Source organism: Martelella endophytica (assembly GCF_000960975.1).
GTDB classification, from domain to species: Bacteria; Pseudomonadota; Alphaproteobacteria; order Rhizobiales; family Rhizobiaceae; genus Martelella; species Martelella endophytica.
Genome location: NZ_CP010803.1, coordinates 3,997,322 through 4,021,754, shown reverse-complemented (window position 1 = coordinate 4,021,754; position 24,433 = coordinate 3,997,322). Strand labels below are relative to the sequence as shown.

22 protein-coding genes are annotated in these 24,433 nt (G+C 61.6%); 18 read left to right on the top strand and 4 right to left on the bottom strand.

Translation table 11 applies throughout. From position 1 onward, the window contains the following. Positions 1–4 precede the first annotated feature (4 nt). The 10 genes from TM49_RS18525 (at position 5) to glmM (ending at position 13,016) form a co-directional block, all read left to right on the top strand. On the top strand, positions 5–421 hold the full coding sequence (locus TM49_RS18525; protein ID WP_045683430.1) for a hypothetical protein: 417 nt from the start codon (positions 5–7) through the stop codon (positions 419–421). 116 nt (positions 422–537) lie between these two features. After that, positions 538–1,671 carry a c-type cytochrome biogenesis protein CcmI gene (gene ccmI / locus TM49_RS18520; protein ID WP_045683428.1) on the top strand — a complete coding sequence of 378 codons (1,134 nt, stop codon included), beginning with the start codon at positions 538–540 and terminating at the stop codon, positions 1,669–1,671. Continuing rightward, a complete protein-coding gene (gene ccmE, locus TM49_RS18515) occupies positions 1,668–2,114 on the top strand; it encodes a cytochrome c maturation protein CcmE (RefSeq protein WP_045683426.1) in 447 nt (148 codons plus the stop codon). Before ccmI ends, ccmE begins: the two co-directional genes overlap by 4 nt. Next, the gene (locus tag TM49_RS18510) at positions 2,111–4,105 is read left to right on the top strand and encodes a heme lyase CcmF/NrfE family subunit (protein ID WP_045683424.1); all 1,995 of its coding nucleotides are present in this window, start codon (positions 2,111–2,113) and stop codon (positions 4,103–4,105) included. Before ccmE ends, TM49_RS18510 begins: the two co-directional genes overlap by 4 nt. After that, positions 4,102–4,560, top strand: a complete 459-nt coding sequence (locus TM49_RS18505; RefSeq protein ID WP_045683422.1) for a cytochrome c-type biogenesis protein — start codon at positions 4,102–4,104, stop codon at positions 4,558–4,560. The genes TM49_RS18510 and TM49_RS18505 overlap by 4 nt, the downstream gene beginning before the upstream one ends. Before the next feature lie 105 nt (positions 4,561–4,665). Next, entirely contained in the window at positions 4,666–6,207 is a 1,542-nt protein-coding gene (locus TM49_RS18500) for a Do family serine endopeptidase (protein ID WP_045683420.1), read from the top strand. Between the two features lie 140 nt (positions 6,208–6,347). Then, a complete protein-coding gene (locus tag TM49_RS18495) occupies positions 6,348–7,037 on the top strand; it encodes a response regulator transcription factor (RefSeq protein ID WP_045683418.1) in 690 nt (229 codons plus the stop codon). A gap of 9 nt (positions 7,038–7,046) precedes the next feature. Further along, a complete protein-coding gene (locus TM49_RS18490; RefSeq protein WP_045683417.1) occupies positions 7,047–8,471 on the top strand; it encodes a sensor histidine kinase in 1,425 nt (474 codons plus the stop codon). A 77-nt stretch (positions 8,472–8,548) separates the two neighbouring features. Next, positions 8,549–11,506 (top strand): bifunctional [glutamine synthetase] adenylyltransferase/[glutamine synthetase]-adenylyl-L-tyrosine phosphorylase, encoded by a 2,958-nt coding sequence (locus tag TM49_RS18485; protein WP_052699932.1) that lies wholly within the window; start codon positions 8,549–8,551, stop codon positions 11,504–11,506. A gap of 151 nt (positions 11,507–11,657) precedes the next feature. Beyond that, positions 11,658–13,016 (top strand): phosphoglucosamine mutase, encoded by a 1,359-nt coding sequence (glmM, locus tag TM49_RS18480; RefSeq protein ID WP_045683415.1) that lies wholly within the window; start codon positions 11,658–11,660, stop codon positions 13,014–13,016. 89 nt (positions 13,017–13,105) lie between these two features. Here glmM and TM49_RS18475 read toward each other — a convergent pair whose 3' ends face one another. After that, positions 13,106–13,846 carry a motility associated factor glycosyltransferase family protein gene (locus TM49_RS18475; protein ID WP_045683413.1) on the bottom strand — a complete coding sequence of 247 codons (741 nt, stop codon included), beginning with the start codon at positions 13,844–13,846 and terminating at the stop codon, positions 13,106–13,108. 172 nt (positions 13,847–14,018) lie between these two features. After that, on the bottom strand, positions 14,019–14,723 hold the full coding sequence (locus TM49_RS18470; RefSeq protein ID WP_045683411.1) for an outer membrane protein: 705 nt from the start codon (positions 14,721–14,723) through the stop codon (positions 14,019–14,021). A gap of 440 nt (positions 14,724–15,163) precedes the next feature. Here TM49_RS18470 and TM49_RS18465 point away from each other — a divergent pair, with 440 nt between their 5' ends. The 4 genes from TM49_RS18465 (at position 15,164) to TM49_RS18450 (ending at position 19,201) form a co-directional block, all read left to right on the top strand. Next, complete coding sequence (locus TM49_RS18465) at positions 15,164–16,333, top strand: phosphoserine transaminase (protein ID WP_045683409.1); 1,170 nt, start codon at positions 15,164–15,166, stop codon at positions 16,331–16,333. Between the two features lie 83 nt (positions 16,334–16,416). After that, positions 16,417–18,012, top strand: a complete 1,596-nt coding sequence (gene serA, locus TM49_RS18460; protein ID WP_045683407.1) for a phosphoglycerate dehydrogenase — start codon at positions 16,417–16,419, stop codon at positions 18,010–18,012. Positions 18,013–18,176: 164 nt separating this feature from the next. Continuing rightward, positions 18,177–18,893 carry an EAL domain-containing protein gene (locus TM49_RS18455; RefSeq protein WP_342021298.1) on the top strand — a complete coding sequence of 239 codons (717 nt, stop codon included), beginning with the start codon at positions 18,177–18,179 and terminating at the stop codon, positions 18,891–18,893. Between the two features lie 41 nt (positions 18,894–18,934). After that, a complete protein-coding gene (locus TM49_RS18450; protein WP_045683403.1) occupies positions 18,935–19,201 on the top strand; it encodes a hypothetical protein in 267 nt (88 codons plus the stop codon). 95 nt (positions 19,202–19,296) lie between these two features. Here the strand turns inward: TM49_RS18450 and TM49_RS18445 are convergent, their stop codons facing one another. Together TM49_RS18445 and TM49_RS18440 are read right to left on the bottom strand one after the other, a co-directional pair. Beyond that, a complete protein-coding gene (locus TM49_RS18445; RefSeq protein ID WP_045685475.1) occupies positions 19,297–20,727 on the bottom strand; it encodes a DUF1254 domain-containing protein in 1,431 nt (476 codons plus the stop codon). 153 nt (positions 20,728–20,880) lie between these two features. Further along, the gene (locus tag TM49_RS18440) at positions 20,881–21,138 is read right to left on the bottom strand and encodes a YjhX family toxin (RefSeq protein WP_045685474.1); all 258 of its coding nucleotides are present in this window, start codon (positions 21,136–21,138) and stop codon (positions 20,881–20,883) included. A gap of 298 nt (positions 21,139–21,436) precedes the next feature. Between TM49_RS18440 and gatB the strand changes: the two genes are divergently transcribed. The 4 genes from gatB to TM49_RS18420 all read left to right on the top strand — a co-directional run bounded on the left by gatB (position 21,437) and on the right by TM49_RS18420 (position 24,405). Then, the gene (gene gatB / locus TM49_RS18435; RefSeq protein WP_045685472.1) at positions 21,437–22,939 is read left to right on the top strand and encodes an Asp-tRNA(Asn)/Glu-tRNA(Gln) amidotransferase subunit GatB; all 1,503 of its coding nucleotides are present in this window, start codon (positions 21,437–21,439) and stop codon (positions 22,937–22,939) included. Positions 22,940–22,943: 4 nt separating this feature from the next. Further along, positions 22,944–23,447 (top strand): GNAT family N-acetyltransferase, encoded by a 504-nt coding sequence (locus TM49_RS18430; RefSeq protein ID WP_045683402.1) that lies wholly within the window; start codon positions 22,944–22,946, stop codon positions 23,445–23,447. After that, complete coding sequence (locus tag TM49_RS18425; RefSeq protein ID WP_045683400.1) at positions 23,440–23,916, top strand: GNAT family N-acetyltransferase; 477 nt, start codon at positions 23,440–23,442, stop codon at positions 23,914–23,916. Before TM49_RS18430 ends, TM49_RS18425 begins: the two co-directional genes overlap by 8 nt. Before the next feature lie 90 nt (positions 23,917–24,006). Further along, the gene (locus tag TM49_RS18420; protein WP_045683398.1) at positions 24,007–24,405 is read left to right on the top strand and encodes an NADH:ubiquinone oxidoreductase subunit NDUFA12; all 399 of its coding nucleotides are present in this window, start codon (positions 24,007–24,009) and stop codon (positions 24,403–24,405) included. Positions 24,406–24,433 lie beyond the last annotated feature (28 nt).

Here is a 24,433-nt window from a genome sequence, read left to right as displayed (position 1 = left end):
ACATTTGAGGACGAAGGTGAAGCGCAATACCGTACTAATCGCCACGATGCTGCTCGTCTCCGGCTGTTCCACGACGAGCATACCCGTTCCCCAACTCGGCGGTGAACGCGTCGCACAGCCCGTGCAGGTCTCGACGCTCGGAACTGGTCTCGTTGGCCGAGCGGGCGTCGCCTTGTCGCCGGGCGATGCGGCCAGCGCGCTTCGTGCAGAGCAATACGCGCTGGCCTCCGCGCCATCCGGGGAAGAGGTCAGCTGGCAGGGCAGCAAGTCAAAGGGCACGGTCGTCGCCGCCAGTCCCTACAAGGTGGGGGACCAGAATTGCCGTCAATACACGCAGCGCGTCTATGTCGGCGGCAGCGAGTATACCGGTCGGGGGGCAGCCTGCCGCGATGCCAGCGGCAATTGGAGTCTCTTGAACTAAGGAACATACTGACGATTGTCAGGCCTTTTGGTCGATCGTCTCATTTTCGCGTGATTTCAGCCGGCTAGGTGATCAATACGGTTGGAAATTGCTGTCCGCTGCAGTACGAAAGTGCCATGTTTTTTGCCGCGATAGCCATTGTTTTGCTGCTGGCTGCCGTTATTGCGGCGGCGCTTCCGCTTTTGCTCGGCATCCGCGGACGTTCTGACGATTCGGCCGCAAGCGGGGAAACCGTCTACCGCGATCAGCTGCGGGAGCTGGAGCGAGAGCGGGCCGAAGGGCTGATCGAGGCGGACACCTACGAGGCGGCACGGGCCGAGGTGGGGCGAAGGCTCCTGGCGGCTGGGTCGGACAAGCACGATGGCAAGCAAAAAAGCGATGCGAGCCGTTCGAAGTGGAGCCTGGTCATCGCCGTTGCAGCCGTGTTCGTGTGTGCGGGTCTTGCCTATCCCTATTTTGGATCGCCGGGCATGTCGGATCAGCCTTTGGCTGCGCGGCTTTCGGCGGACCAACCCGAACTCTCGGTTCTGGTCGCACGAGTCGAGCAGCATCTTGCTTCCAATCCCGATGACGCCCGCGGATGGGATGTCATTGCTCCCGTCTATTTCCGCCAAGGTCGATTTGGCGAAGCCCGCGAGGCCTATGCCAATGCCATACGCTTGACCGGGCCAAGTCCTGACAGGCTCGTGGGGCTTGGCGAGGCCATGGTCCGGCAGTCTTCTGGCATCGTGGCCGATGAGGCGCTGGAGGTGTTTCGACAAGCCGCTGCTGGAGACGGTGGCGACGACCGCGCTTCGTTCTTCGTGGCGCTTGCCGCGGAACAGAGTGGCGATAACGCCGATGCGCTTCGTCAGTTCTCCCAGTTGGCCGCACGATTCCCAGAAGGCGCGCCGATGCGCGACCTGATCAATCAGCACATTTCTGCCAACCGGAACGCTGTCGCAAACGCAGGCGTGGTCGGCAACGGGCCTGACCAACAGACGATCGATGCGGCTGCCTCGCTTTCCGAAAGCGAGCGTGGTGACATGGTTCGCGGAATGGTGAGCGGCCTCGCCGATCGGCTTGCGGCCAACCCTGACGACATAGATGGATGGATGCAGCTCGTCCGGTCCTATGCCGTACTCGGCGATAAAGCGGCCGCTGGCGAAGCGGTCGACCGGGCGACGGCCTTTTTCGGCGAAGGTAGCGAACCGGCCGACAGGCTTGCCGCCCTTGCCTCGGCATTGCAGCTGGAGGCGACAAGCCCATGAAGCGTAAACAGAAACGCCTGGTGGTGATCGGTGTTGGGGTAGGCGTTGTCGCTGCAGCCGTCTTGCTCGTCATGTTTGCCCTGAGTCGCAGCGTCTCCTACTTCTACATGCCGTCCGACCTTGCGACGACGCCGGTGGCGCCGGGCACGCGGATCCGGCTGGGCGGCCTGGTTGAAGAAGGCTCGGTGCGACGCTCTGAAGGGCGGAATGTCGCGTTCGCCGTCACCGATGGCGGCGGTACAGTCGAGGTTCGCTATCAGGGCATCTTGCCCGATCTCTTCCGCGAAGGGCAGGGCGTCGTAACCGAAGGCCGGTTCGGTCCCGACGACAGCGTGTTCCTGGCCGACTCGGTGCTGGCGAAACACGATGAGAACTACATGCCGAAAGAGGTCGCCGACCGGTTGAAGCATGACGGCGTATGGGAGGGGGAAGAAACGCAATGATCGTCGAACTCGGGCTCTTCGCAATGATCCTTGCCTTCGCTGCGGCGCTGGTAACGGCAGTGATACCGTTTCTCGGCGCCCGCCGCGGCAATGTCCAGATGATGGCTGTCGGCACGAGCGGCTCGCTGACGGTGTTCGGACTGGTGGCCTTCTCCTTCGCCGTCCTCATCCGCGCCCATCTGACCTCCGATTTCTCCGTCCGGAACGTCTGGGAGAACTCGCATTCGTTGATGCCGCTGCTCTACAAGTTTACCGGCGTCTGGGGTAATCACGAAGGCTCAATGATGCTGTGGCTGCTGATCCTGACGCTGTTCAGCGCCCTGGTCGCGGCCTTTGGGCGAAATCTACCCGAGGTGCTGCGCGCCAATGTGCTGTCTGTGCAGGCGCTGATTGCGGTCGCCTTTCTGCTCTTCATTCTGCTGACGTCGAACCCTTTCCTCAGATTGTCGCCGGCGCCGGGGGAGGGACGCGAGCTCAATCCCATCCTTCAGGATGTCGGCCTCGCCATCCATCCGCCGCTGCTCTATCTCGGCTATGTCGGCTTCTCCGTCTGTTTCTCCTTTGCCGTTGCCGCCCTTGTGAGCGGGCGTATCGATGCGGCCTGGGCTCGCTGGGTGCGGCCATGGGCTCTGCTTGCCTGGCTGTTCCTCACGGCCGGTATCGCGATGGGCTCCTACTGGGCCTATTACGAACTCGGCTGGGGCGGTTGGTGGTTCTGGGATCCTGTCGAAAACGCCTCCTTCATGCCGTGGCTGGCGGGGACCGCGCTTCTGCATTCGGCGCTTGTTATGGAAAAACGCGAAGCGCTGAAGATATGGACGATCCTGCTCTCGATCCTCACCTTCTCGCTTTCGCTTCTCGGCACCTTCCTGGTTCGCTCCGGTGTCCTCACTTCGGTGCATGCCTTCGCGACCGATCCATCCCGCGGCGTCTTCATTCTTGCAATACTGGCCTTCTTCATCGGCGGCTCGCTGGCACTTTTTGCGTGGCGGGCGCCATTGCTGAAGGCTGGCGGCCTGTTTTCGCCGATCTCGCGCGAGGGCGCTCTTGTTTTCAACAATCTGATCCTGACGGTTTCGGCAGGAACGGTGCTTGTCGGAACACTCTACCCATTGCTGCTTGAAACGCTGACCGGCGACAAGATCTCGGTCGGTCCGCCTTTCTTCAATCTCACCTTCGGCTCGCTCATGGTGCCGCTGCTGCTAGCTGTGCCCTTCGGGCCGATGCTTTCATGGAAGCGCGGCGACCTGAAGGCTGCCGCCGAACGGCTGATCGCCGCGGCGATCGTCGCGCTCGTGCTTGCGGCCGCCTTCCTTTATTATCATTCGGGTGGCCCGGTGCTCGCCATATTGGCCGTTGCACTTGCGTTTTTCCTGATGGGGGGGGCGGTCAGCGATATCTGCTTCCGCGCCGGTTTCGGACGTGTGCCTCTTTCTAAGGCGATCCCCCGGCTCAAGGGCCTGCCGCGTTCCGCGTTCGGAACGGCTCTGGCCCATTTCGGCATCGGCGTGACCCTGCTTGGGATCGTTGCCGTTACCCTCTACGAGACGGAAACCGTGCTGGAGATGACACCGGGGATGACGGTGGAGGCGGGCGGTTACAGCGTGCGCTTTGATGGCATGCGCGACGTCCGCGGGCCAAACTATATCGACAGTGAAGGTCGCTTTACGATCAGCCGAGAGGGGTCGGATCGGGGCAGCGTCGTCTCAGCAAAACGTGTCTTCCTCGCAAGCAACATGCCCACGACGGAGGCCGGCATTCGCACGTTTGGCCTTAGCCAGCTTTATATCTCCCTCGGTGACCCCGCGCCTGACGGTGCCTTTGTGGTGCGCGTCTGGTGGAAGCCATTTATCCTTTGCATCTGGTTGGGTGGTGTCTTCATGGCAGTCGGCGGTGTTGTTTCGCTCAGCGATCGTCGCCTGAGGATCGGTGCTCCGGCCCGCCGCCACAGAGCTGCTGCGGTGCAACCCAGTCCAGGGGCTGCAGAATGACCCGGTTTCTCCTCATCCTCTTCCTGCTCTTGCCGTTCACACCCGCCTTCGCCGTCAATCCGGATGAAGTGCTGGACGACCCGGCCCTTGAGGCTCGTGCTCGCACGCTTTCAGCTGAATTGCGCTGCATGGTCTGCCAGAATCAGTCGATCGACGATTCCAATGCCGATCTCGCCCGTGACCTTCGCCTCCTCGTGCGCGAAAGGCTCGAGGCTGGCGACAGCGACGAGGCCGTGCTGGACTATGTAGTCTCCCGCTACGGCGAATTCGTGCTGCTGAGGCCGCGTTTCTCCCCGCATACTTGGATATTATGGGGCGCTCCCTTTATTCTGGTCGTCGCTGGCGGATTAGCGTTGTGGCGACTTTCGGCACGTCGCAGGGCGCCTGATCGGCCGCTTTCCGAAGCCGAGGAGCGCCGTCTGGAAAAGCTGCTGTCGGAAAAAACTGAGAATTAACAATCCGTCATAAAGCGGACAGTGTTCTGTAATGTCGGCCTCCCTATATTCCCCTCATACGATTTGAAACCCCGCTTCAAAAATCGACATGAGAGGAAAATTTCGATGCTCGACTCTTCCGTTGGACAAGGAAAACTCAAACCCATGCTGAAGGCCTCGGCAGCCGCCGGGCTTGCCGCCGTGCTGTTTTCGGCGACCCTCCCTGTCGCCATCCCCCAGGCGCTTGCCGATCCGGTCGAAGTTGAGGCACCGGCTGTTCCGGGCTTCGGTGATGTGGTTGCGGCCGTCTCTCCGGCCGTCGTTTCCGTGGTCGTGGAAAGCGACGCCGAACCGGTGGCCCAGCAGGATAACGGTTTCGGCTTCGGTTTTGGTGGCCGCGGCTTCGACAACCTGCCGGATGACCATCCGTTGAAGCGCTTCTTCCGTGACTTCGGAGCGCCCGAGCAGCCGACTCCCCCGCCACAGGCCCATAAGGGGCGTCCGCGTCCGGTTGCGCAGGGCTCCGGCTTCTTCGTCTCCGGTGACGGCTACCTCGTCACCAACAATCACGTGGTCAAGGAAGGCGACGCCTTCTCCGTCCTGATGGATGATGGCACCGAGTATGATGCCAAGCTCGTCGGCACGGACCCGCGGACGGACCTCGCCGTCCTGAAGGTCGATGCAGATCGCGAGTTCACCTATGTGAAGTTCGCCGATGATGAAAGGGTTCGAGTCGGTGACTGGGTGGTTGCCGTCGGCAACCCGTTCGGACTCGGTGGCACGGTTACCGCCGGCATCGTCTCGGCGCTCGGTCGCGACATTTCCTCCGGTCCCTATGACGACTACATCCAGATCGATGCGGCTGTGAACCACGGCAATTCGGGCGGCCCCGATTTCAATCTCAACGGTGAAGTCGTCGGCATCAACACGGCGATCTTCTCGCCGTCGGGCGGCAATGTCGGCATCGCCTTTGCCATTCCGGCTCATCTTGCCCAGGACGTCGTCAACGACCTGATTCAGGATGGTTCCGTTGAGCGCGGTTGGCTCGGTGTTCGTATCCAGCCGGTGACCGAGGACATCGCCGAATCGATTGGTCTCGCCAAGCCGGAAGGCGCGATGATTTCCGAGCCGACCAGCGACAGCCCCGGTGCCAAGGCCGGTCTTAAGCAGGGCGACGTCATCACCGCCGTGAATGGCGACGTGATCAAGGATGCCCGTTCGTTGTCTCGCACCATCGGCATGATGGAGCCCGGCCAGGACGTCGAGCTTTCGGTATGGCGCGATGGCAAGTCGCAGACCATCAACGTCAAGCTCGGCGAGTTCCCGAATGACGACCAGTTGGCAGCCGCAACGCCGGGCATGCCGCAGGGTGCTCCAGCCGAGAGCGCGCTGATGAAGCGGCTCGGAATCGAGGTCGCGCCTGCAGATGATGGCGCCGGCGTGACCGTGACGGCCGTTGATCCCGACTCCGATGCGGCAGTGAAGGGCCTTGCTGAAGGTCAGAAGATCCTCAGCGTCAACAACCAGACTGTTGCCTCGGCCGACGACATCATCAAGCAGGTTGACGATGCGGCCGGCAAGGGTCGCTCGCAGGCCCTGTTCCAGGTCGAGACCGACAACGGCAGCATGTTCACCGCGCTTCCGACCGAGCCCGACGACCAGGGCTGATCGAAGCTGACTTTAGGAGAAGGCGCAGGAGCTCTGGCTCTGCGCCTTTTTCTTTCCCGTTGGCCATGGAACGAACGGAGCCGCACATGCTTCCCGATGACAAAGGACAAGCTGCTTGTCACGCCGCTGGCAAAGGCGATATGGTCGCCAGCATGCGTATTTTGGTGATCGAAGACGACCTGGAGGCGGCGGCCTACCTGACCAAGGCCTTTCGCGAGGCGGGCATTGCCTGTGAGCATGCCGGCGATGGCGAAAGCGGCCTGTTCATGGCCACGGAGAATGAATATGACGTACTGGTCGTCGACCGCATGCTGCCGCGGCGCGACGGGCTTTCCGTCATTTCCGCGCTGCGTGAACGCGGCACCCATACACCGGTTCTGATTCTCTCCGCCCTCGGGCAGGTCGACGATCGCGTCACCGGGCTCAGGGCTGGTGGTGACGACTACCTTCCCAAACCCTATGCCTTCAGCGAGCTTCTGGCGCGCGTCGAGGTGCTCGGCCGTCGAAAAGGCACGCCGGAACAGGATGTGCTCTACAAGGTCGGCGACCTCGAACTCGACCGTCTGGCCCACGAGGTTCGTCGTGCCGGACGCGAAATCACGCTGCAGCCGCGCGAATACCGGCTGCTCGAATATCTGATGAAGAATGCCGGACAGGTGGTGACCCGCACCATGCTGCTCGAGAACGTCTGGGACTATCACTTCGATCCCCAGACCAACGTCATCGACGTCCATGTTTCGCGACTTCGCTCGAAGATCGAGAAGGATTTCGACAAGCCGCTGCTCAAGACCATCCGCGGTTCCGGCTACATGATCAAGTACGATGCCTGACGGATTGTCATGAGGGATAGGCTTCGCCTGCTTTTCAAGTCGACCGCAGTGCGGCTTTCCGCCGTCTACATCGTGCTGTTCGGTCTCTGCGCTGCGGTCATGGTCTTCTACGTCATGGCCGTCTCGGAACGCCTCGTCATCCGTCAGATGCGCGAATCGCTCGATCGCGAAGTGTCGATGGCGCAGGCGACGTTTACCAGCGGCGGAATACGCCGACTCTTCAACGTGATCGAGCGTCGCGCCCAGCAGCCCGATGCCAATCTCTATGTCATCGCCAGCGAGCAGGGCGATATCCTTGCCAGCAATGTCGCTTCGCTCCAGCCCGGCGTGCTGAATCAGGCCGGCTGGATCAGCACGCCGTTCCGCTATGAGGGGTTTGCCGAGACCGGCGGCGGCCATCGCGCGATCGGCTATGTCATCGAGCTTGACGACGGAATCCGTCTGCTGATCGGTCGTGATCTCGGCGACCCGGAACGATTGCATATCGTCGTCAGGAAGGCCCTGTTGCTGGCCCTCACGATTATGGGAGTCGGCGCGCTCATCATCTGGTTCGCGATCGGTCGCAATGCGCTGAAGCGGATCGACAGGATGTCGGCCGCGAGCGGCAGGATCATGGCCGGCGACCTCAGCCAGAGACTGCCCGTTGCCGGCTCCGGCGATGAATTCGATCGCCTCTCCAATTCGCTGAACCTGATGCTCGACCGCATCGTCCGCCTCAATGAAGGCCTGCGTCAGGTCTCCGACAATATCGCCCACGATCTCAAGACGCCGCTTACGCGATTGCGCAACAAGGCTGCCGATGCGGCTGCGACAAACGATCCGGAGGTGCGCCGCGCCTCGCTCGAAGGCATCATTTCCGAATCGGACTTGCTGATCCGCACCTTCAACGCGCTGTTGATGATATCGCGGGTCGAGGCCGGTTCGGTCGCCGCCGAAATGTCGCCGGTCAGCCTTTCCGCCATTGTCGAGGATAGCGCAGAGCTCTACGGCCCTGTTGCCGAAGAGGCCGGTCTTGCGCTCGAATGCGCAATCGAGCCTGGTCTTTCGATCAACGGCAACCGGGAACTCATCGGACAGGCAATCTTCAATCTCCTCGACAATGCCATCAAATATGCCGTGGACGGTGACGGCGAGAAGGTCATCCGGCTTTCTCTCAGGAAGACCGGAAATGAGGCCGTCTTTACCGTCGCAGACAGCGGACCCGGCATTCCGCCGGAGCAGATCGACGAAGTGAAGAAGCGTTTTGTTCGTCTCGATGCCAGCCGTTCGAAGCCGGGTACGGGGCTCGGCCTGTCGCTGGTCGACGCGGTGACTGCCATGCATGGCGGCGTCTTCACCCTGGCACCTGCGCCGATTGCCGCCCCGCCTGCTACCGGCCTTGCGGCCATTCTCCGTTTTCCCATCGCCGAAAGCCAGACCCGTCCCGCCCGCTGATGCTTTATGCTGAGGCCGGGCGATGCTAAACGTTTCCTCGAAACAAAAGACGTTCCGGCAAAAAGGCGGAGGAAACGATGGACAGGTCTCAGTTGCGGCTCGGCGATTTTGCCGGCGAGCCCATCTTTCCGATGAGTGAAGACGGCGAGGCAGCGGCTCTTTCCGAGCTTGCCGCTCTTGTCTCGACCGGAGACGGCCTGCCGTCCTTCCTGAGCGATGCCGAGAACCGCCTGACCCGGTTTCTCGCTGCGGCAATGTCGCTCTCGCCGTTTCTCTCCGAAAACGCCCGCTCTCATCCGCCATTGCTCGCTGCCGTCGATCAGCCCGTGGTCCCGCAGATCGAGGCCGAGATCGAAGCCACGCGCGCCGACTGGCGTACTGACGGAACGACGGATGCAAGTCTCATGGTGCACCTGCGGCGTCGCAAGCGCCGTGTCGCGTTCCTGCTGGCGCTCGCAGACCTTGCTGGCATTCTGAAGCCGGATGAGATCACCGATCTTCTCAGCCGTTTCGCGTCTGCCGCTGTTGCCGCGACGATCGATCACCTGCTGAAGAGCGCTGGCGACGAGGGCAAGCTGAAGCTTTCCGATTCCGATGCTCCCTCGCGAGGGTCGGGTGTGGTCGTCCTCGGCATGGGCAAGCTCGGCGCCTCGGAACTCAACTATTCCTCAGACATCGACATCGTCGTCTTCTTCGATCCCGATGCCGCTATTATCCCCGATGCCTGGGAGGCGAGGGAACTCTTCCCGCGGCTGATGCGTCGTCTGGTTCGCATCCTGCAGGAGCGCACCGGCGATGGTTATGTCTTCCGCACCGATCTCCGCCTTCGCCCAGATCCCGGCTCGACCGCGCTGGCCATTCCTGTCGAGGCCGCGCTGCTCTACTATGAAGGGCGCGGCCAGAACTGGGAGCGGGCCGCCTATATCAAGGCGCGTCCGATTGCCGGCGATCTTGCGGCCGGCGAAGCCTTTCTTGCCGAGATGACCCCCTTCATCTTCCGGAAATACCTCGATTACGCCGCGATCGCCGATATCCATTCGATCAAGCGCCAGATTCATGCGCATAAGGGCTTCGGGCTGATCGCGGTCAATGGCCATAACGTCAAGCTTGGCCGCGGCGGCATCCGCGAGATCGAATTCTTCGTCCAGACCCAGCAGCTGATCGCCGGTGGACGCATGCCGCAACTGCGCTGCCGCCGCACGATCGATGCGCTTGAGGCGCTCTGCGCGGCTAACTGGATCGACCGGGCGACCGCCGATGAACTGACGGCGAGCTATTGGTTCCTGCGCAATGTCGAGCATCGCATCCAGATGGTCCGCGATGAACAGAGCCACGTTCTGCCGGAAGATGACGCCGAACTCATCCGCATCGCGCGCATGTGCGGCTTCCGGTCGATCGCTGATTTCTCGAAGGCGTTACTAAACGCCCTGAAGACCGTCGAGAAGCGTTACGCTCGGCTGTTCGAGCGCGAGATCACGCTGTCCGACGAGGCCGGCAATCTGGTCTTCACCGGCGAGGACGATGATCCCGGTACGCTCGAGACCCTGCGTCGGCTCGGCTTTCAACGGCCGGAGGATATTTCGCGGGTCATCCGTGCCTGGCATTACGGGCGCTACCGTGCGACGCAGTCCGCCAAGGCGCGGCAGCGGCTGACGGAACTGATGCCTGCCTTGCTGAAGGCCTTCGGTGAAAGCCGCCGTGCGGATGAGGCGATCCTGCGCTTTGATCGCTTTCTCGCCGGTCTGCCGGCCGGTATCCAGCTCTTTTCGCTGCTACAGAACAACCTGAATGTCATGCGGCTCTTCGTCGAGATCATGTCTTCGGCGCCGCGTCTGGCGGAAATCATCGCAGCTCGCGCCCATATCGTCGATGGTATGCTCGACCCGGCTCTCCTCACCGACATCCCCACCCGCAGCTATCTCGCAGACCACCTCGACGCCTTCATGACCGGCGCCGAGCTCTACGAGGAACGGCTGGATCGCCTGCGCATCTTTGCCGCCGAGCAACGCTTTCTGATCGGCATCAGGCTGATGACCGGCGCGATCTCCGGCTTTGCTGCCGGGCGGGCGCTGACGACGCTCGCAAGCCTTGTCATCAGCGAGGCGCTTGATGGCGTGCTTGCCGAGATGGAGGAGGCTTATGGCAAGGTCGAGGGCCAGCGCGTCGCCGTGCTCGCCATGGGCAAGCTCGGCAGCGCCGAGCTGACCGCCGGCTCGGATGTCGACGTCATCGTTCTCTATGATTGCGACGATCCGCTCGGGATGTCTTCCGGCCCCAAACAGCTCGACGTGCCGCGCTATTTCGCCCGCCTCACCCAACGGCTTGTCGCCGCCCTGAGCGCGCCGACGGCCGAGGGCGTGCTTTATGAGGTCGACATGCGGCTGCGGCCCTCCGGCAATGCCGGGCCGCTCGCCACGCGTATTGCAGCCTTCGAGAAATATCAGATGAACGAGGCCTGGACCTGGGAGCACATGGCGCTCTCGCGGGCCCATCCGCTCTGCGGCGATGCCTCGCTGATGCGGGAGACCGGCGCGATCATCGATGCCGTTCTCGCCAAACCGCGCGATCGGGAGAAGCTGGCCCACGACATCGCCGACATGCGTGCGCGGATCGAGCGCGACAAGCCGCCGAAGAGCTCCTGGGACCTGAAGCTCGTGCCGGGTGGCCTCATCGACATCGAATTCATCGCCCAGTATTGCCATCTCGCCGGTGGCGTCACCCGGTGCGGTGGCGAGGAAGTGTTGACCACCGACGATGTGCTCGTCCGGTTCGGTCCTGCGCTGATGGGCGAGGGCGATATCGAGGCATGCCGCAAGGCGCTGGAGCTTTATACCAACATCGCCCAGCTCACCCGTGCCTGCATCAACGATGGCTTCGAACCCGAGAACGCGCCGGCCGGCCTGCTGGAACGCGTGCTCCGACTGGCGGATAGCCCAGATGTTGCAACGCTCGAGGCGCTGATGGCCGATCTCGGCGCCGACGTCCGGGCCGTCTTCCGCCGCACGGTCGGCGAGGGCGGTGATGGCGACATGTAGGGTGCCCGGACACGGTCGGCCCCGGTAACGTCGTATTAGCGTTGTTGATGTTATTTTAAGTGTCTTGGCACGTATTTTCTGCCAAGAGGCCCATGGGGGACCACGACAACAGACGAGCGGCGCGACCTTCGCGACGCTGAAGAGGAACGCAATGGCACGCAAATATTTCGGAACCGATGGTATCCGCGGACAGTCCAACACCTTTCCGATGACCCCGGACCTCGCCATGCGGGTCGGTATCGCCGTCGGCACGATCTTCCGTCGCAACGATCATGCCCACCGCGTCGTCATCGGCAAGGACACGCGGCTTTCCGGCTACATGCTGGAGAATGCCCTGGTTGCCGGCTTCACTGCCGCAGGCCTCAATGTCTACCTGCTCGGCCCGATCCCGACCCCAGCCGTTGCGATGCTGACGCGCTCGCTGCGCGCCGATGTCGGTGTGATGATCTCCGCCTCCCACAACCCCTATGCCGATAACGGCATCAAGCTCTTCGGCCCCGATGGCTACAAGATGTCGGACGATATCGAGGCGCGTATCGAGGCGCTCGTCGACCGCGAGGACTTCTATCCCCAGCTCGCCAGCGCCAACGAGATCGGCCGCGCGAGCCGCGTGGACGGCGACATTTACCGTTACATCGAATTCGTCAAGCGCACGCTGCCCCGCGATGTCACGCTTCATGGTCTGAGGGTCGTCATCGATTGCGCCAACGGTGCCGCCTACAAGGCCGCGCCGACGGCGCTCTGGGAACTCGGCGCCGATGTCTTCACCATCGGTACCGAACCGAACGGCCTCAACATCAACAAGGAGTGCGGCTCGACCTATCCGAAGACGCTTCAGGAAAAGGTACATGAAGTCCGCGCCGATATCGGCATCGCGCTTGATGGCGACGCCGACCGCGTCATCATCGTCGACGAGAAGGGCAATATCATCGACGGCGACCAGCTCATGGCTGTCATCGTCGGTAATATGGTCGAGGAGGGCGCGCTGAAAGGCAATGGTCTCGTTGCCACCGTCATGTCCAATCTCGGCCTCGAACGGCACCTGAATGGCATGGGCCTCGACCTGGTGCGCACCAAGGTCGGCGACCGCTATGTCGTCGAGCACATGCGCGAGCACGGCTATAACGTCGGCGGCGAGCAGTCCGGTCACATTGTGCTGTCCGATTTCGGCACCACCGGCGACGGTCTCGTCGCGGCGCTTCAGGTGCTCGCTGCGGTAAAGCGCGCCGGCAAGCCGGTGAGCGAGGTCTGCCAGCTGTTCGATCCGGTGCCCCAGCTTCTGCGCAATGTCCGTATTGCCGCCGGCGCAGCACCGCTTAACGACAGCAATGTCAAGAAGGCGATTGCCGATGCCGAGGCCGAACTCAAGGGCCGCGGACGCCTCGTCATCCGCCCGTCGGGTACAGAGCCGCTGATCCGGGTGATGGCCGAGGGTGATGACCCCGCTCAGGTCGAGCGCGTCGTCGCTGGCCTCATCGACGTCATATCGAATGTCAGGGATGCTGCCTGAAGGCTCGCCTGAGGGCGGGCTGCATGATGCTGCTCGTCCCGGCAGGCGTGTGACGGCGACGCCCGTTGCTTCCGAAAATTTCAGACTGATCAGGCTCGGAACAGGCTTTCGAAATCCGCCCGCTCAAGGCTGTCGAGCTTGCCGCCGATCCCTGCGTTGACGATCGACTGGCCGTTTCTCCGAGCCTTCCGGTCGAGCAGTGCAAAGGCGCGATTGGTGCTTTCGACCATCTTTATCTCGTTTCGACGCGCCGCCCTTTCTTCCTTTGAAATCGCATAGGCATAAGGGGCAGGGGACTGGTAGTCGAGGTCGCAGCCGATGATCAGGATCTGCCGGTATCCGAGCCAGAGTGCAATCTGGGCTGCCGAAAGCAGAACCGTCTGACCGCCTGGCACGCTGATCCAGGGCCGCCGCGTCAGACCGCGCTTCAGCGTGCCGCCGCGCGCGCCGGAAAACCAGACGATATCGGCGTCGTCGACAAAAGCCTGGTCAAGTTTCGGCCGAAGCTCGTCGTTAAGGAAATAACGGCCGGCATCGATGCCCGGTCTGCCGTTTGCATAACCGTCGGGAACGCGCGCATCCGACGCGATGTAGAAGGGATGGCTGCGCTCTCGGACCCAGTCGATTCGTTCGGCAAGATTGCAGAGGAAATAGTCTTCGGCCGCGAGACGATCGAGGTCCATGCCGCGCAATGACGGACCGTTGCCGACAAGGAACACCCGGTCGCGACGGACATCATCGGCGACCGCCCCAAAGGCAGCGCGGCGATCCTTGTGATACAGCCTGTGGCGCAGATATTCTCTTGTGAAGGAAAGCCCGGCCCGCAGCATTATGTCGGTCCGATATGCCGGCGGTAGGTTCCGGCGGCACTCCGGCCGGGCCGTTCTATCAAAAATTCCATCATGACCCATTGTGGCTTGTTGCTCTGCCCCCGGGGCATGCCTTTGCCGGACAGTCATAGCGGCTGCGCCCGCCCTGTCAAATCATGCAAGCCCCGTGCGGTCAGAACTTGTAGCCCATGCCCACGAGAACGCGGTTCTGGCTCGATGTGACGCTGAAATCCTCATCGAAGCCGAAGGGGTGGTCGACCTTGGGGAAGTATGAGTAGCGATATTCCAGCCGGCCGAAGAGATTGTCGGTGAAGGCGTATTCTGCGCCGGCGCCGACCGTCCACCCGTTGAAGGCCGTGTTATCAGTGTCGATGTTGCCCATCGGCCCGCTCGCCTTCAGTCTGGCGCCGACGATCTCCCAACCGCCGGTGGCGTAGAGGAGGGTATGGTCGAATGCATAGCCGAGGCGTGCACGCACCGACCCGCCCCATTGCAGGTCAAGCTTGCCGTCCAGCGGCTGATAGGCGCCATTGAGCAGGACATCGATGTCCTGATCCTTCGCTCCGAAATTGTAGTCAAGTTCGCCTTCGAGGCCGAGCACGAGATTGTTTTCGAACTGATAATTGTAGCCGGCGAAAGCTCCGACGATACCGCCACTGGAGTAAAGCCTGCTCTGTCGGATGCGGAATGTATTGGGCTCCGCTTCCGTCCACTGGTAGCCGCCGAGACCGCCGAAATAGGCGCCGCTCCAGCTGAAGGTCTGGGGCGCCTGATAGACAGGGGCGGGCGTCGCATCGGGCATCACCACGACATCGGCGGCATGGCTGGCGGTCGCGCATGTTGCGGCGACGAAGCAGCATGTCAGAAAAAGACGCATATCAAATCCTTGCAACCATGGATATTAAGGTTGAGACTAATCGGGATGCTATTTTCACTGCCTGCTATATTATTATTATATATAACTAAAATATAATTGAGTCAAACGCACCTATCTTTAATTGAATTTTACTTCGATGGCGCAACCGGATGCTGTCCTTGCGAAATGGCCGATAGATGAAATTGCTGTTGCTTCAATGATTTGTTCAGGCGGCGCATCGCGCGTCTTTTGCTGGTTTTACTTCGAAGTGTGTTGATTTCGAACCCGCAGCGGCGCTGATGTTGTGTCACTGACCTTCGCTACCTCCCTGTTCGGGTAAACGTCGATCAATGCCGTCATCATCACGTCATCTTTTCGCTTGCCTATCTTCAGCCGTTGCCATATATCCGGCGGCGGGACACCTCTCCCCAACGAGAGGCTACTATCTGAAAGGGTAGACGATGACAGATATGACCAAACCGGACGTGCGTCCGGAAAATCCCCGCTTTTCTTCTGGCCCCTGTGCGAAGCGTCCCGGTTGGACGCCCGAAGCGTTGAATGACGCCGCCCTTGGCCGCTCCCACCGCGCAAAGATCGGCAAGGCGAAGCTCAAGGAAGCGATCGACCTGACCCGCGAAATCCTAGGCGTTCCCGATGACTATCGCATTGGTATCGTGCCGGCATCGGATACCGGTGCGGTCGAGATGGCGCTCTGGTCGCTGCTCGGTGCCCGAGGCGTCGACATGCTCGCCTGGGAATCTTTCGGCTCGGGCTGGGTCACCGACGTGATCAAGCAGCTGAAGCTCAAAGATGCGCGCAAGCTCGAAGCGCCTTACGGCCAGCTCCCCGACCTTACCGAAGTCAACTTTGACAACGACGTGGTCTTCACCTGGAACGGCACCACCTCCGGTGTTCGCGTTCCGAACGCCGATTTCATTCCCGCCGATCGCGCCGGTCTCACGATCTGCGATGCGACCTCTGCCGTCTTCGCGCAGAAGGTCGATTTCGAAAAGCTCGATGTCGTCACCTTCTCCTGGCAGAAGGTTCTGGGCGGCGAGGGTGGCCATGGCATCCTGATCCTGTCGCCACGCGCCGTCGAGCGTCTGGAAACTTATACGCCGGCCTGGCCGCTGCCGAAGATCTTCCGCATGACCAAGGGCGGCAAGCTGATCGAGGGCATCTTCGTCGGCGAAACCATCAACACGCCGTCCATGCTCTGCGTCGAGGATTATCTCGATGCTCTGAAGTGGGCGAAGACGGTCGGTGGCCTTGATGGCCTTGTTGCTCGCGCAGACGCCAACGCGAAGGTGATCTTCGATTTCGTCGAGAACAACGACTGGATCGAAAACCTCGCCGACGTGGCCGAGACCCGCTCCAACACCTCCGTCTGCCTGAAGATCGTCGACCCGGCGGTGCAGGCGCTTGACGATGCCGGACAGGCCGCCTTTGCCAAGGCGATCGTTTCCGCGCTCGACAAGGAGGGTGTCGCCTATGACATCGGCGCCTATCGCGATGCGCCGTCCGGTCTGCGTATCTGGGCCGGCTCCACGGTCGAAACGGCCGACATGCAGGCCCTGATGGGCTGGCTCAACTGGGCCTTCCAGGCCGAAAAAGCAAAGCTCGCGGCTTAAGCGAGGCGAGGGCTCGCGCCGCCTTTGGTGAAAGGCGCGGGCCAGTCATTCCCGAAAATCATTCTTTTTGAAGGAGGCCTATCATGGCACCTCGCGTACTCGTATCGGACGCCCTGTCGGATGCCGCCGTCCAGATCTTCAAGGATCGTGGCGTCGAAGTGGACTTCCAGCCGAAGCTCGGCAAGGACAAGGAAAAGCTCCTTGAAATCATCGGCCAGTATGATGGCCTCGCCATCCGTTCGGCCACCAAGGCCACGGAGAAGCTGATCGAAGCGGCGACCAACCTCAAGGTCATCGGTCGCGCCGGCATCGGCGTCGACAATGTCGATATCCCGGCCGCGTCGCGCCGCGGCATCATCGTCATGAACACGCCCTTCGGCAACTCGATCACGACGGCTGAACATGCCATCTCGCTGATGCTTGCCGTTGCCCGTCAGATCCCTGCCGCCGATGCCTCGACCCAGGCCGGCAAATGGGAAAAATCCAAGTTCATGGGTGTCGAAATCACCGGCAAGACGCTCGGTGTCATCGGCGCCGGCAATATCGGCTCGATCGTCTGCAACCGCGCTATCGGCCTGAAGATGAACGTCATCGCCTATGACCCCTTCCTTTCGCAGGAGCGGGCCGAGAAGATGGGCGTCACCAAGGTCGAGCTCGACGAGCTGCTTGCCAAGGCCGATTTCATCACGCTCCACGTGCCGATGACCGACAAGACCCGCGGCATTATCAACGCCGAGGCATTGGCCAAGACCAAGAAGGGCGTCCGCATCATCAACTGCGCCCGTGGCGGTCTCGTCGATGAGGCCGCGCTTGCCGAAGCCATCAAGTCGGGCCACGTCGCCGGCGCCGGCTTCGATGTGTTCGAAACCGAGCCCGCGACCGAGAGCCCGCTCTTCGGCCTGGATAACGTCGTCTGCACCCCGCATCTTGGCGCATCGACCTCGGAAGCGCAGGAAAACGTTGCCCTGCAGGTCGCAGAGCAGATGTCGGATTACCTGCTGAAGGGTGCCGTCACCAACGCCATCAACATGCCGTCGATCTCGGCGGAGGAAGCTCCGCGCCTGAAGCCGGTGATCAAGCTTGCCGAAGTCCTCGGCGAGTTTGCCGGCCAGGTGACCGAGAACCCGATCAAGGAAGTCGAAGTGCTCTATGACGGCGTCTTCGCCGACATGAACACGACGGCCCTGACGAGCGCGCTCCTCGCCGGCCTGCTGCGTCCGCTGGTCGCCGACGTCAATATGGTTTCGGCGCCGATCATGGTGAAGGACAAGGGCATCATCCTGCAGGAGACCCGCCGCGACAAGTCGGGCGTCTATGACGGTTACATCAAGCTGACGATCACCACCGAGAAGCAGACCCGTTCGGTCGCCGGCACGGTGTTCTCCGATGGCAAGCCGCGCTTCATCCAGATCAAGGGTATCAACATGGATGCCGATGTCGGCCGCCACATGGTCTACATCTCCAACACCGACGTCCCCGGCATGATCGGCTTCATGGGTACGACGCTCGGCAATGCCGGCGTCAACATCGCCAACTTCCAGCTCGGCCGCGACAATCAGGGCGGCGACGCGATCGCGCTTCTCTATGTTGACGAACAGCCGAACGCCGAAGTGCTGGACAAGCTTCTGGCCAATCCTGCCATCAAGCAGGCAAAGCCGCTGGAATTCTCCGTCGAATAAGACGGTACCCCTCTTGGGTGAACTGGCCCGGTATTCCGCAAGGATGCCGGGTCTTTTTTTGTCTGCCGAGCGCCCTAGCTTGGGAAGAACCTCAGCCGTGACCATTCTCTCGGGACACATGAACTATGCCAGCCGCCTGTATCGGATGTCTCCAAGCCGACGCCTTGCCATTCAAATTCTCGATGGCCTTCCAGCCGATCGTCGACATCAGGAAGGGGGTAATCTACGCCTATGAAGCTCTTGTCCGGGGTACGGCGGGAGAGGGCGCTGGGACAATTTTCGCGCAGCTGAATGATGAGAACCTCTACGCTTTCGACCAGCAATGCCGGGTGAAGGCGATCGAGCTTGCCTCTGAGCTCGGCTTGATGTCGACCGACGCCAGGCTTTCAATCAATTTCATGCCGCGTGCGATCTATGAGCCGCGTGCCTGCATCCGTCTGACGCTTGCCACCAGCAGGAAATGCGCCGTCCCGCCGGAACGGCTGATCTTCGAGTTCACGGAATCAGAGGTTGTCGATACCGCCAAGCTCTGCTCGATCTTGACGGTGTACAATGAGCTCGGGTTCAAGACCGCCATCGATGATTTCGGCGCCGGTCACTCGGGTCTGTCGCTTCTGGCAGATATGACGCCGGGAATCATCAAGCTCGATATGGCGCTGATCCGGAACATCGATACCAGTCGGTCGCGCCACAGCATTGTCCGGCATCTGCTTGCCATGGCGCGGGAGATGGCGATTGACGTTGTTTGCGAAGGCGTGGAAACGGCGGAGGAGCTCGCGTTTTTGAAGGAACTCGGCGCCGAGCTGGTTCAGGGCTATTATCTGAGTCGTCCGGCCTTCGAGCATCTTCCGGGGCCGGGGGAAATCAACGGGCTGGGATAGACTGTCACACGTCAGCCCGTCTTCGGGAAGAGGAGAGAGAAATGGACGACTTGCAGCAGCTTGACCGCGCGCTCGACAGGCTGGCCGGCGCCGGCTTCGCGATGGGTCCGGAATGGGAGGCCTTGCACGACTTATGCCAGAACCATGAGGGTTCCCGCTCGTTTGACGCGGCCCACGCGCTCTGCCACCGCATCGAAGGCGATCATGCGAATGCCGGTTATTGGTACCGGCGCGCGGGCAGGCCTGTGGTCACGGGAAGCTTCGAGAGTGAGGCCGCCGCACTACGGGCGGAGATCGCTACACCCTGACGCCCGGACAACGCCCGACGGCGAGGCGATCCGGCGTGCCTCAGGTCAGGGCGGAGCGAAGCCGCCAAAAGCGCACGGCTCCGCTCCAATTGCCGTCACTTGACGACGCGTTCAACCGGCGGCGGGCTCCATTCGCCGCTGAGGACCGGCAGTTCCGGCCAGTAGATCCGCATTGTCAGGCTGAAGTGCCCGCTTTCGGGAGCGGGAAGCCAGTTCGCTTCCTTGTCCTTGCCGGGCGATTCGCGCTGGATGTAGAGATCGACCGAGCCATCCGCGTTTTCTTTCAGCGGGCTGTTGCTGCCGAGCGAATAGCGGTGGATCGGGTTCTTGGCGAAGAACTGATCCTGATTGTAGAGCGTCACCGACCAGAAGGCGCGTGCCGGTGGGAGCGCGTCCTTTTCGAAATGCAGGACGTAATCCTTGGAGCTGTCGAACGGATGGCCATCGGCATCCACGAACGCGCTTGGATAGACGGCATCGACGGGCTTGTTGGCGCCGAGCCCGCCGAAGGCGACGCCAGCGCGATGCATATAGTCCGAGCCGTAGCTGCCGATACCCGTCAGGTTGATGCGCCAGCCATTGACGAGATCGCCGGACCTGAACCAGGTCTTCTGTATAAATGGCAGCACGTTTGTCGGCGCCTGGGCAAGGGCATCCTGCACCACCTTTGACTGGGCCTGCGGATCGTAGCTTTCGCCGGGCACCAGCCCGATCTGCTTCATCAGGTCGACTGCAGAATCATCATTGGCATGCGGCGGATTCGCCTTCATCAGCTCTGCGAAACGCTGGAAGTAGGCCGGGCCATCAAGCTTTGCGATCTGGCTGACGGGCGAGCTCATGTCGAGCGTAGCGTCGACCACGCCCTTGGGCGGCACGTAGTCCGTGCCCCATGCGCTGAGCGGCACGGCCTTCAGCCCGTCCTGAAAGGCGTGAACCGCGTCGTAGTCGGCCTTCCCCTTCGTCTCGACACGGCCGAGAACCCAGCCTTCTGCCGTCGGGCTGACATAGCCTCGCACGCCCTCCGGCAGCGTTCCCTGCCAGTCGGGGCCGACAACGGCGAAGGTGTAGGCATCATCGCCGGTCGTGCGGCTCCCCGGCGAGGCATAGACGTCGGTCCATTCATCCATCATCTGGAAGAGATAGTAGCGACCCTGCGAGGCCGGAATCGAAATGATCAGCGGCTCCTTCGAGACATCGTAGGTGAGCGAGGAATAAAGCGTGTCGGCGTTGGGTCGCACGACGGTGTCGAACGATGCGTCGGGAAAGGCCTGCAGATTGGCGAACTGATTGATCGGCGCTGCAACGCCTGCCGGCTCGGCGACATTGGTGCCGATCTCGGCGCTGATGTCCATCAGCATCATGGGATAGGCCATCATGTAGATCGTATCGGCGATCGCGTTGGCCTGCTCGGCTGTCAACGTCGCTTTGGCCTCGATGCTGGTTTGGGCGAAAGCCGGGCCGGAGAGCACCGGCAAGAGTGTCGTGGTGAGGCTCATCACGGCAACGACAACGAGTTTCTTGTTCATGTTGATGTCCTTCAAAGATTCAACAACCTTCCTAAACTCTAGATTGAAGGATTTTTTATGACATGTCATGGCCCGTTTGCGCGGCGGGTTGCCGCATGGACAGACGGGATTGCGTGGAAGCGGCGCCTTCTGTGTGAGGCGCCGCGTCCACTCCTAGCGGTTGTCCGGCTGGCTGCGGACCAGTTCCAGACCGCGTGAGGTGATCTGGTAGGGCCTTCCGCGTCGAGAGCGGATCGCCCGTTTGGCCTTGAGCTTGCGGAAGAGCGTCAGGTTGAGGCCGGGATAGAGCCAGCCATCACGGGTGTAGCAATCCACCCGTTCGATCTTCCTGCCGTTATTTCGGATAAGTTCGATCCTGCCGCCCTGGGCGAGCAGGTGGAGTATGCGCTGTTCGTCGCGCGAGATGTCCATGGTCGTGAATTCCGGATTGGCGCCATATGGGCGCACGAAAACGTTTCCCGCTGGCAGTGCCTCGCGGGGCTCATCGTTTTCGGCCGCTGCGCATCCGCCTTGATGGCTGGACGGGCAGGGCCCTTACCGGGATTCCTGACGGTTTGACATACACACTCCGTGTTGACCGCCAAGAGATAAGCCTGAAGGCGCCAGCGGTCAAGGTTTTGCGCGTTTGAGACCCACCCAATCGCTTGCGTCTCGCCCCTAATTGCTCTACCTCACCAACGATACCCAGTGAATGAACGATGAGCTGACCATGACCATTGTCGATACCCGCACGCCTGATCCCAAACGCCTGATTCCCGGCGCCACCGGCGACTGGGAGGTCATCATCGGCATGGAAGTGCATGCGCAGGTGTTGAGCAATTCGAAGCTGTTCTCCGGCTCTTCCACCACCTTCGGCAAGGCGCCCAACGCAAACGTCTCGTTGGTCGATGCAGCCATGCCCGGCATGCTGCCCGTCATTAACGAGGAATGCGTGCGCCAGGCTGTCCGCACCGGTCTCGGCCTGAAGGCCAAGATCAACAAGCGCTCGATCTTCGACCGCAAGAACTATTTCTATCCGGACCTGCCGCAGGGCTACCAGATTTCGCAGTACAAGGATCCGATCGTCGGCGAAGGCACGATCATCATTTCGCTGGGTCCCGACAAACAGGGCAATTTCGAGGATATCGAAATCGGCATTGAGCGCCTGCACCTCGAACAGGATGCCGGAAAGCTGATGCACGACCAGCATCCCTCGATGTCGTTCGTCGACCTCAACCGCTCCGGCGTCGCGCTGATGGAGATCGTCTCCAAGCCCGACATGCGCTCGGCAGACGAGGCGAAGGCCTACATGACCAAGCTGCGCAGCATTGTGCGCTATCTCGGCACCTGCGACGGCAACATGGACGAGGGCTCGATGCGCGCCGACGTCAACGTCTCGGTGCGCAAGCCCGGCGGCGACTTCGGCACGCGCTGCGAGATCAAGAACGTCAACTCGATCCGCTTCATCGGCCAGGCGATCGAAAGCGAGGCGCGGCGCCAGATCGATATCATCGAGGAGGGCGGCACGATTGATCAGGAAACCCGCCTGTTCGATCCGATCAAGGGCGAGACCCGCTCGATGCGCTCCAAGGAAGACGCGCACGACTACCGCTATTTCCCCGATCCGGACCTTCTGCCGCTCGAATTCGACGATGCCTTCATCGAGGAACTGGCGAAGAACCTTCCGGAACTGCCCGACGACAAGAAGGCTCGCTTCGTCGAAGCCCTCGGCCTCTCGGTCTATGACGCCTCCGTTCTGGTCTCCGACAAGGCGGTTTCGGACTACTACGAAAAGCTTGCCGAAGGCCGGGATGCCAAGGTTGCGGCGAACTGGGTGATCAACGATCTGCTGGGCGCGCTCAACAAGGCGAGCAAAGGCATTGATGAGACACCGGTTTCGCCCGAGCAGCTCGGTGCCATCCTCGATCTGCTGAAGGAAGGCGTCATCTCCGGCAAGATCGCCAAGGACCTGTTCGAGATCGTCTGGAACGAGGGCGGCGATCCCAAGGTGATCGTCGAGGACCGCGGCATGAAGCAGGTGACCGATACCGGCGCGATCGAGAAGATTGTCGACGAGATCATCGCCGCCAACCCGGCCCAGGTCGAAAAGGTCAAGGAAAAGCCATCGCTTGCTGGCTGGTTCGTCGGCCAGGTGATGAAGGCTTCCCAGGGCAAGGCGAACCCGCAGGCCGTTCAGGCGCTGGTCAAGGAAAAGCTGGGCGTCACGGAGTAGCCGCTTGTTCTTTGTCCGCACAGCCATGGAGACGGATGTCGCCGCAGTCTGCGAGCTGCTCGATACCACCTGGCATGACACTTATGATCCGATCCTCGGGCGTGAGAAGGTCGATGCGCTGGTTGCGGAGTGGCATTCGCCCGCCGCCGTGAAGGTACGGCTTGCAAGGCCCGGCGGCGAGTTCCTTGTTGCCGACGACGGTCGCCGTATCGGTGGAATGGCCTACGCCGCCCTGTCGGAGAAGCGTCCCGATATGATCAACCTGAACCAGCTCTACGTGCATCCGGATTGTCAGCGCCAGGGCGTCGGCCGCGATCTCTTTGCCGAGATTGAAACCTGTTTTCCGAACGCGAGACGGCTGGCGGTCGAGGTCATGAACGGCAACGATGCGGCCGTCGCTTTCTACCGGGCCCACGGCCTCACGGAAGCCGGCACGACGCAGAACTGCGGCAGTTGCGGCTCGGGCATTCCGGCCGTCATCATGGAGAAGGAGCTTACCGGTGTCTGATCTTGATGAACTGGTCATCCGCGAGGCGCGTCTCGAAGACCTTCCGGATTTGATCGCGATCTTTGCCGCGGACCGGCTCGGCGGCCATGGCGATACGACCGATCCGGAGGCCTACGACGACTACCGCGATGCCTTCGAGGCGATCGACGCTTCTGCCAGCAACACCTTGTATGTCGCGGAACTGGGCGATGTCATCGTCGGCACCTTCCAGACGACCTACACCCGCTCGCTGACGGGCCGGGGCGGGGCGGTGCTCACCGTCGAGGCGGTGCAGACCCATCCGGATTTCCGTGGCCGCGGCATCGGCGCGCGCATGGTGCAGACCGCCATCGACGAGGCGAAGATCGAAGGCTGCCGGCTGGTGCAGCTGATGTCCAATGCCGCCCGCACCGATGCCCACCGCTTCTATGAACGCCTCGGTTTCAGGCAATCGCATCATGGCTTCAAAATGAAGCTGAGCGATCACTGAGACTGCGCACCGCACTGGACAAGCGCCGCCTGACGCGCCATACACGGGTTAACGCAATTTGGCCGTACGCGGCCCGACGAAGGAAAGAAAATGGCTGGCTTTCTGACCAAGATCTTTACCTGGTGGAATGGTTCGACCATCGGAACCGATCTCTTCACCCGCCGCTTCGGCAAGAAGGTGGGCGAGGATCAGTTCGGCAACGTCTATTATGAAGGCGGCAAGTCGACCTATGGGCTGACCCGCCGCTGGGTGATCTACAAGGACTATGCCGACGCTTCGGCAATTCCGCCCGGCTGGCACGGCTGGATGCACCATCGCACTGACACCCCGCCGCCGGCGCAGGCCTATACCGCCCGCGCCTGGGAAAAGCCGCACAATCCGAACCTGACGGGCACGGCGCTCGCCTACCGCCCAAAGGGCTCGCTTGCGGTTGCCGGAGAGCGCGAGAAGGTGACGGGCGATTACGACGCCTGGACGCCCGGCTCCTGACCGGCCTGATTACGTTTTTGCCGCATTC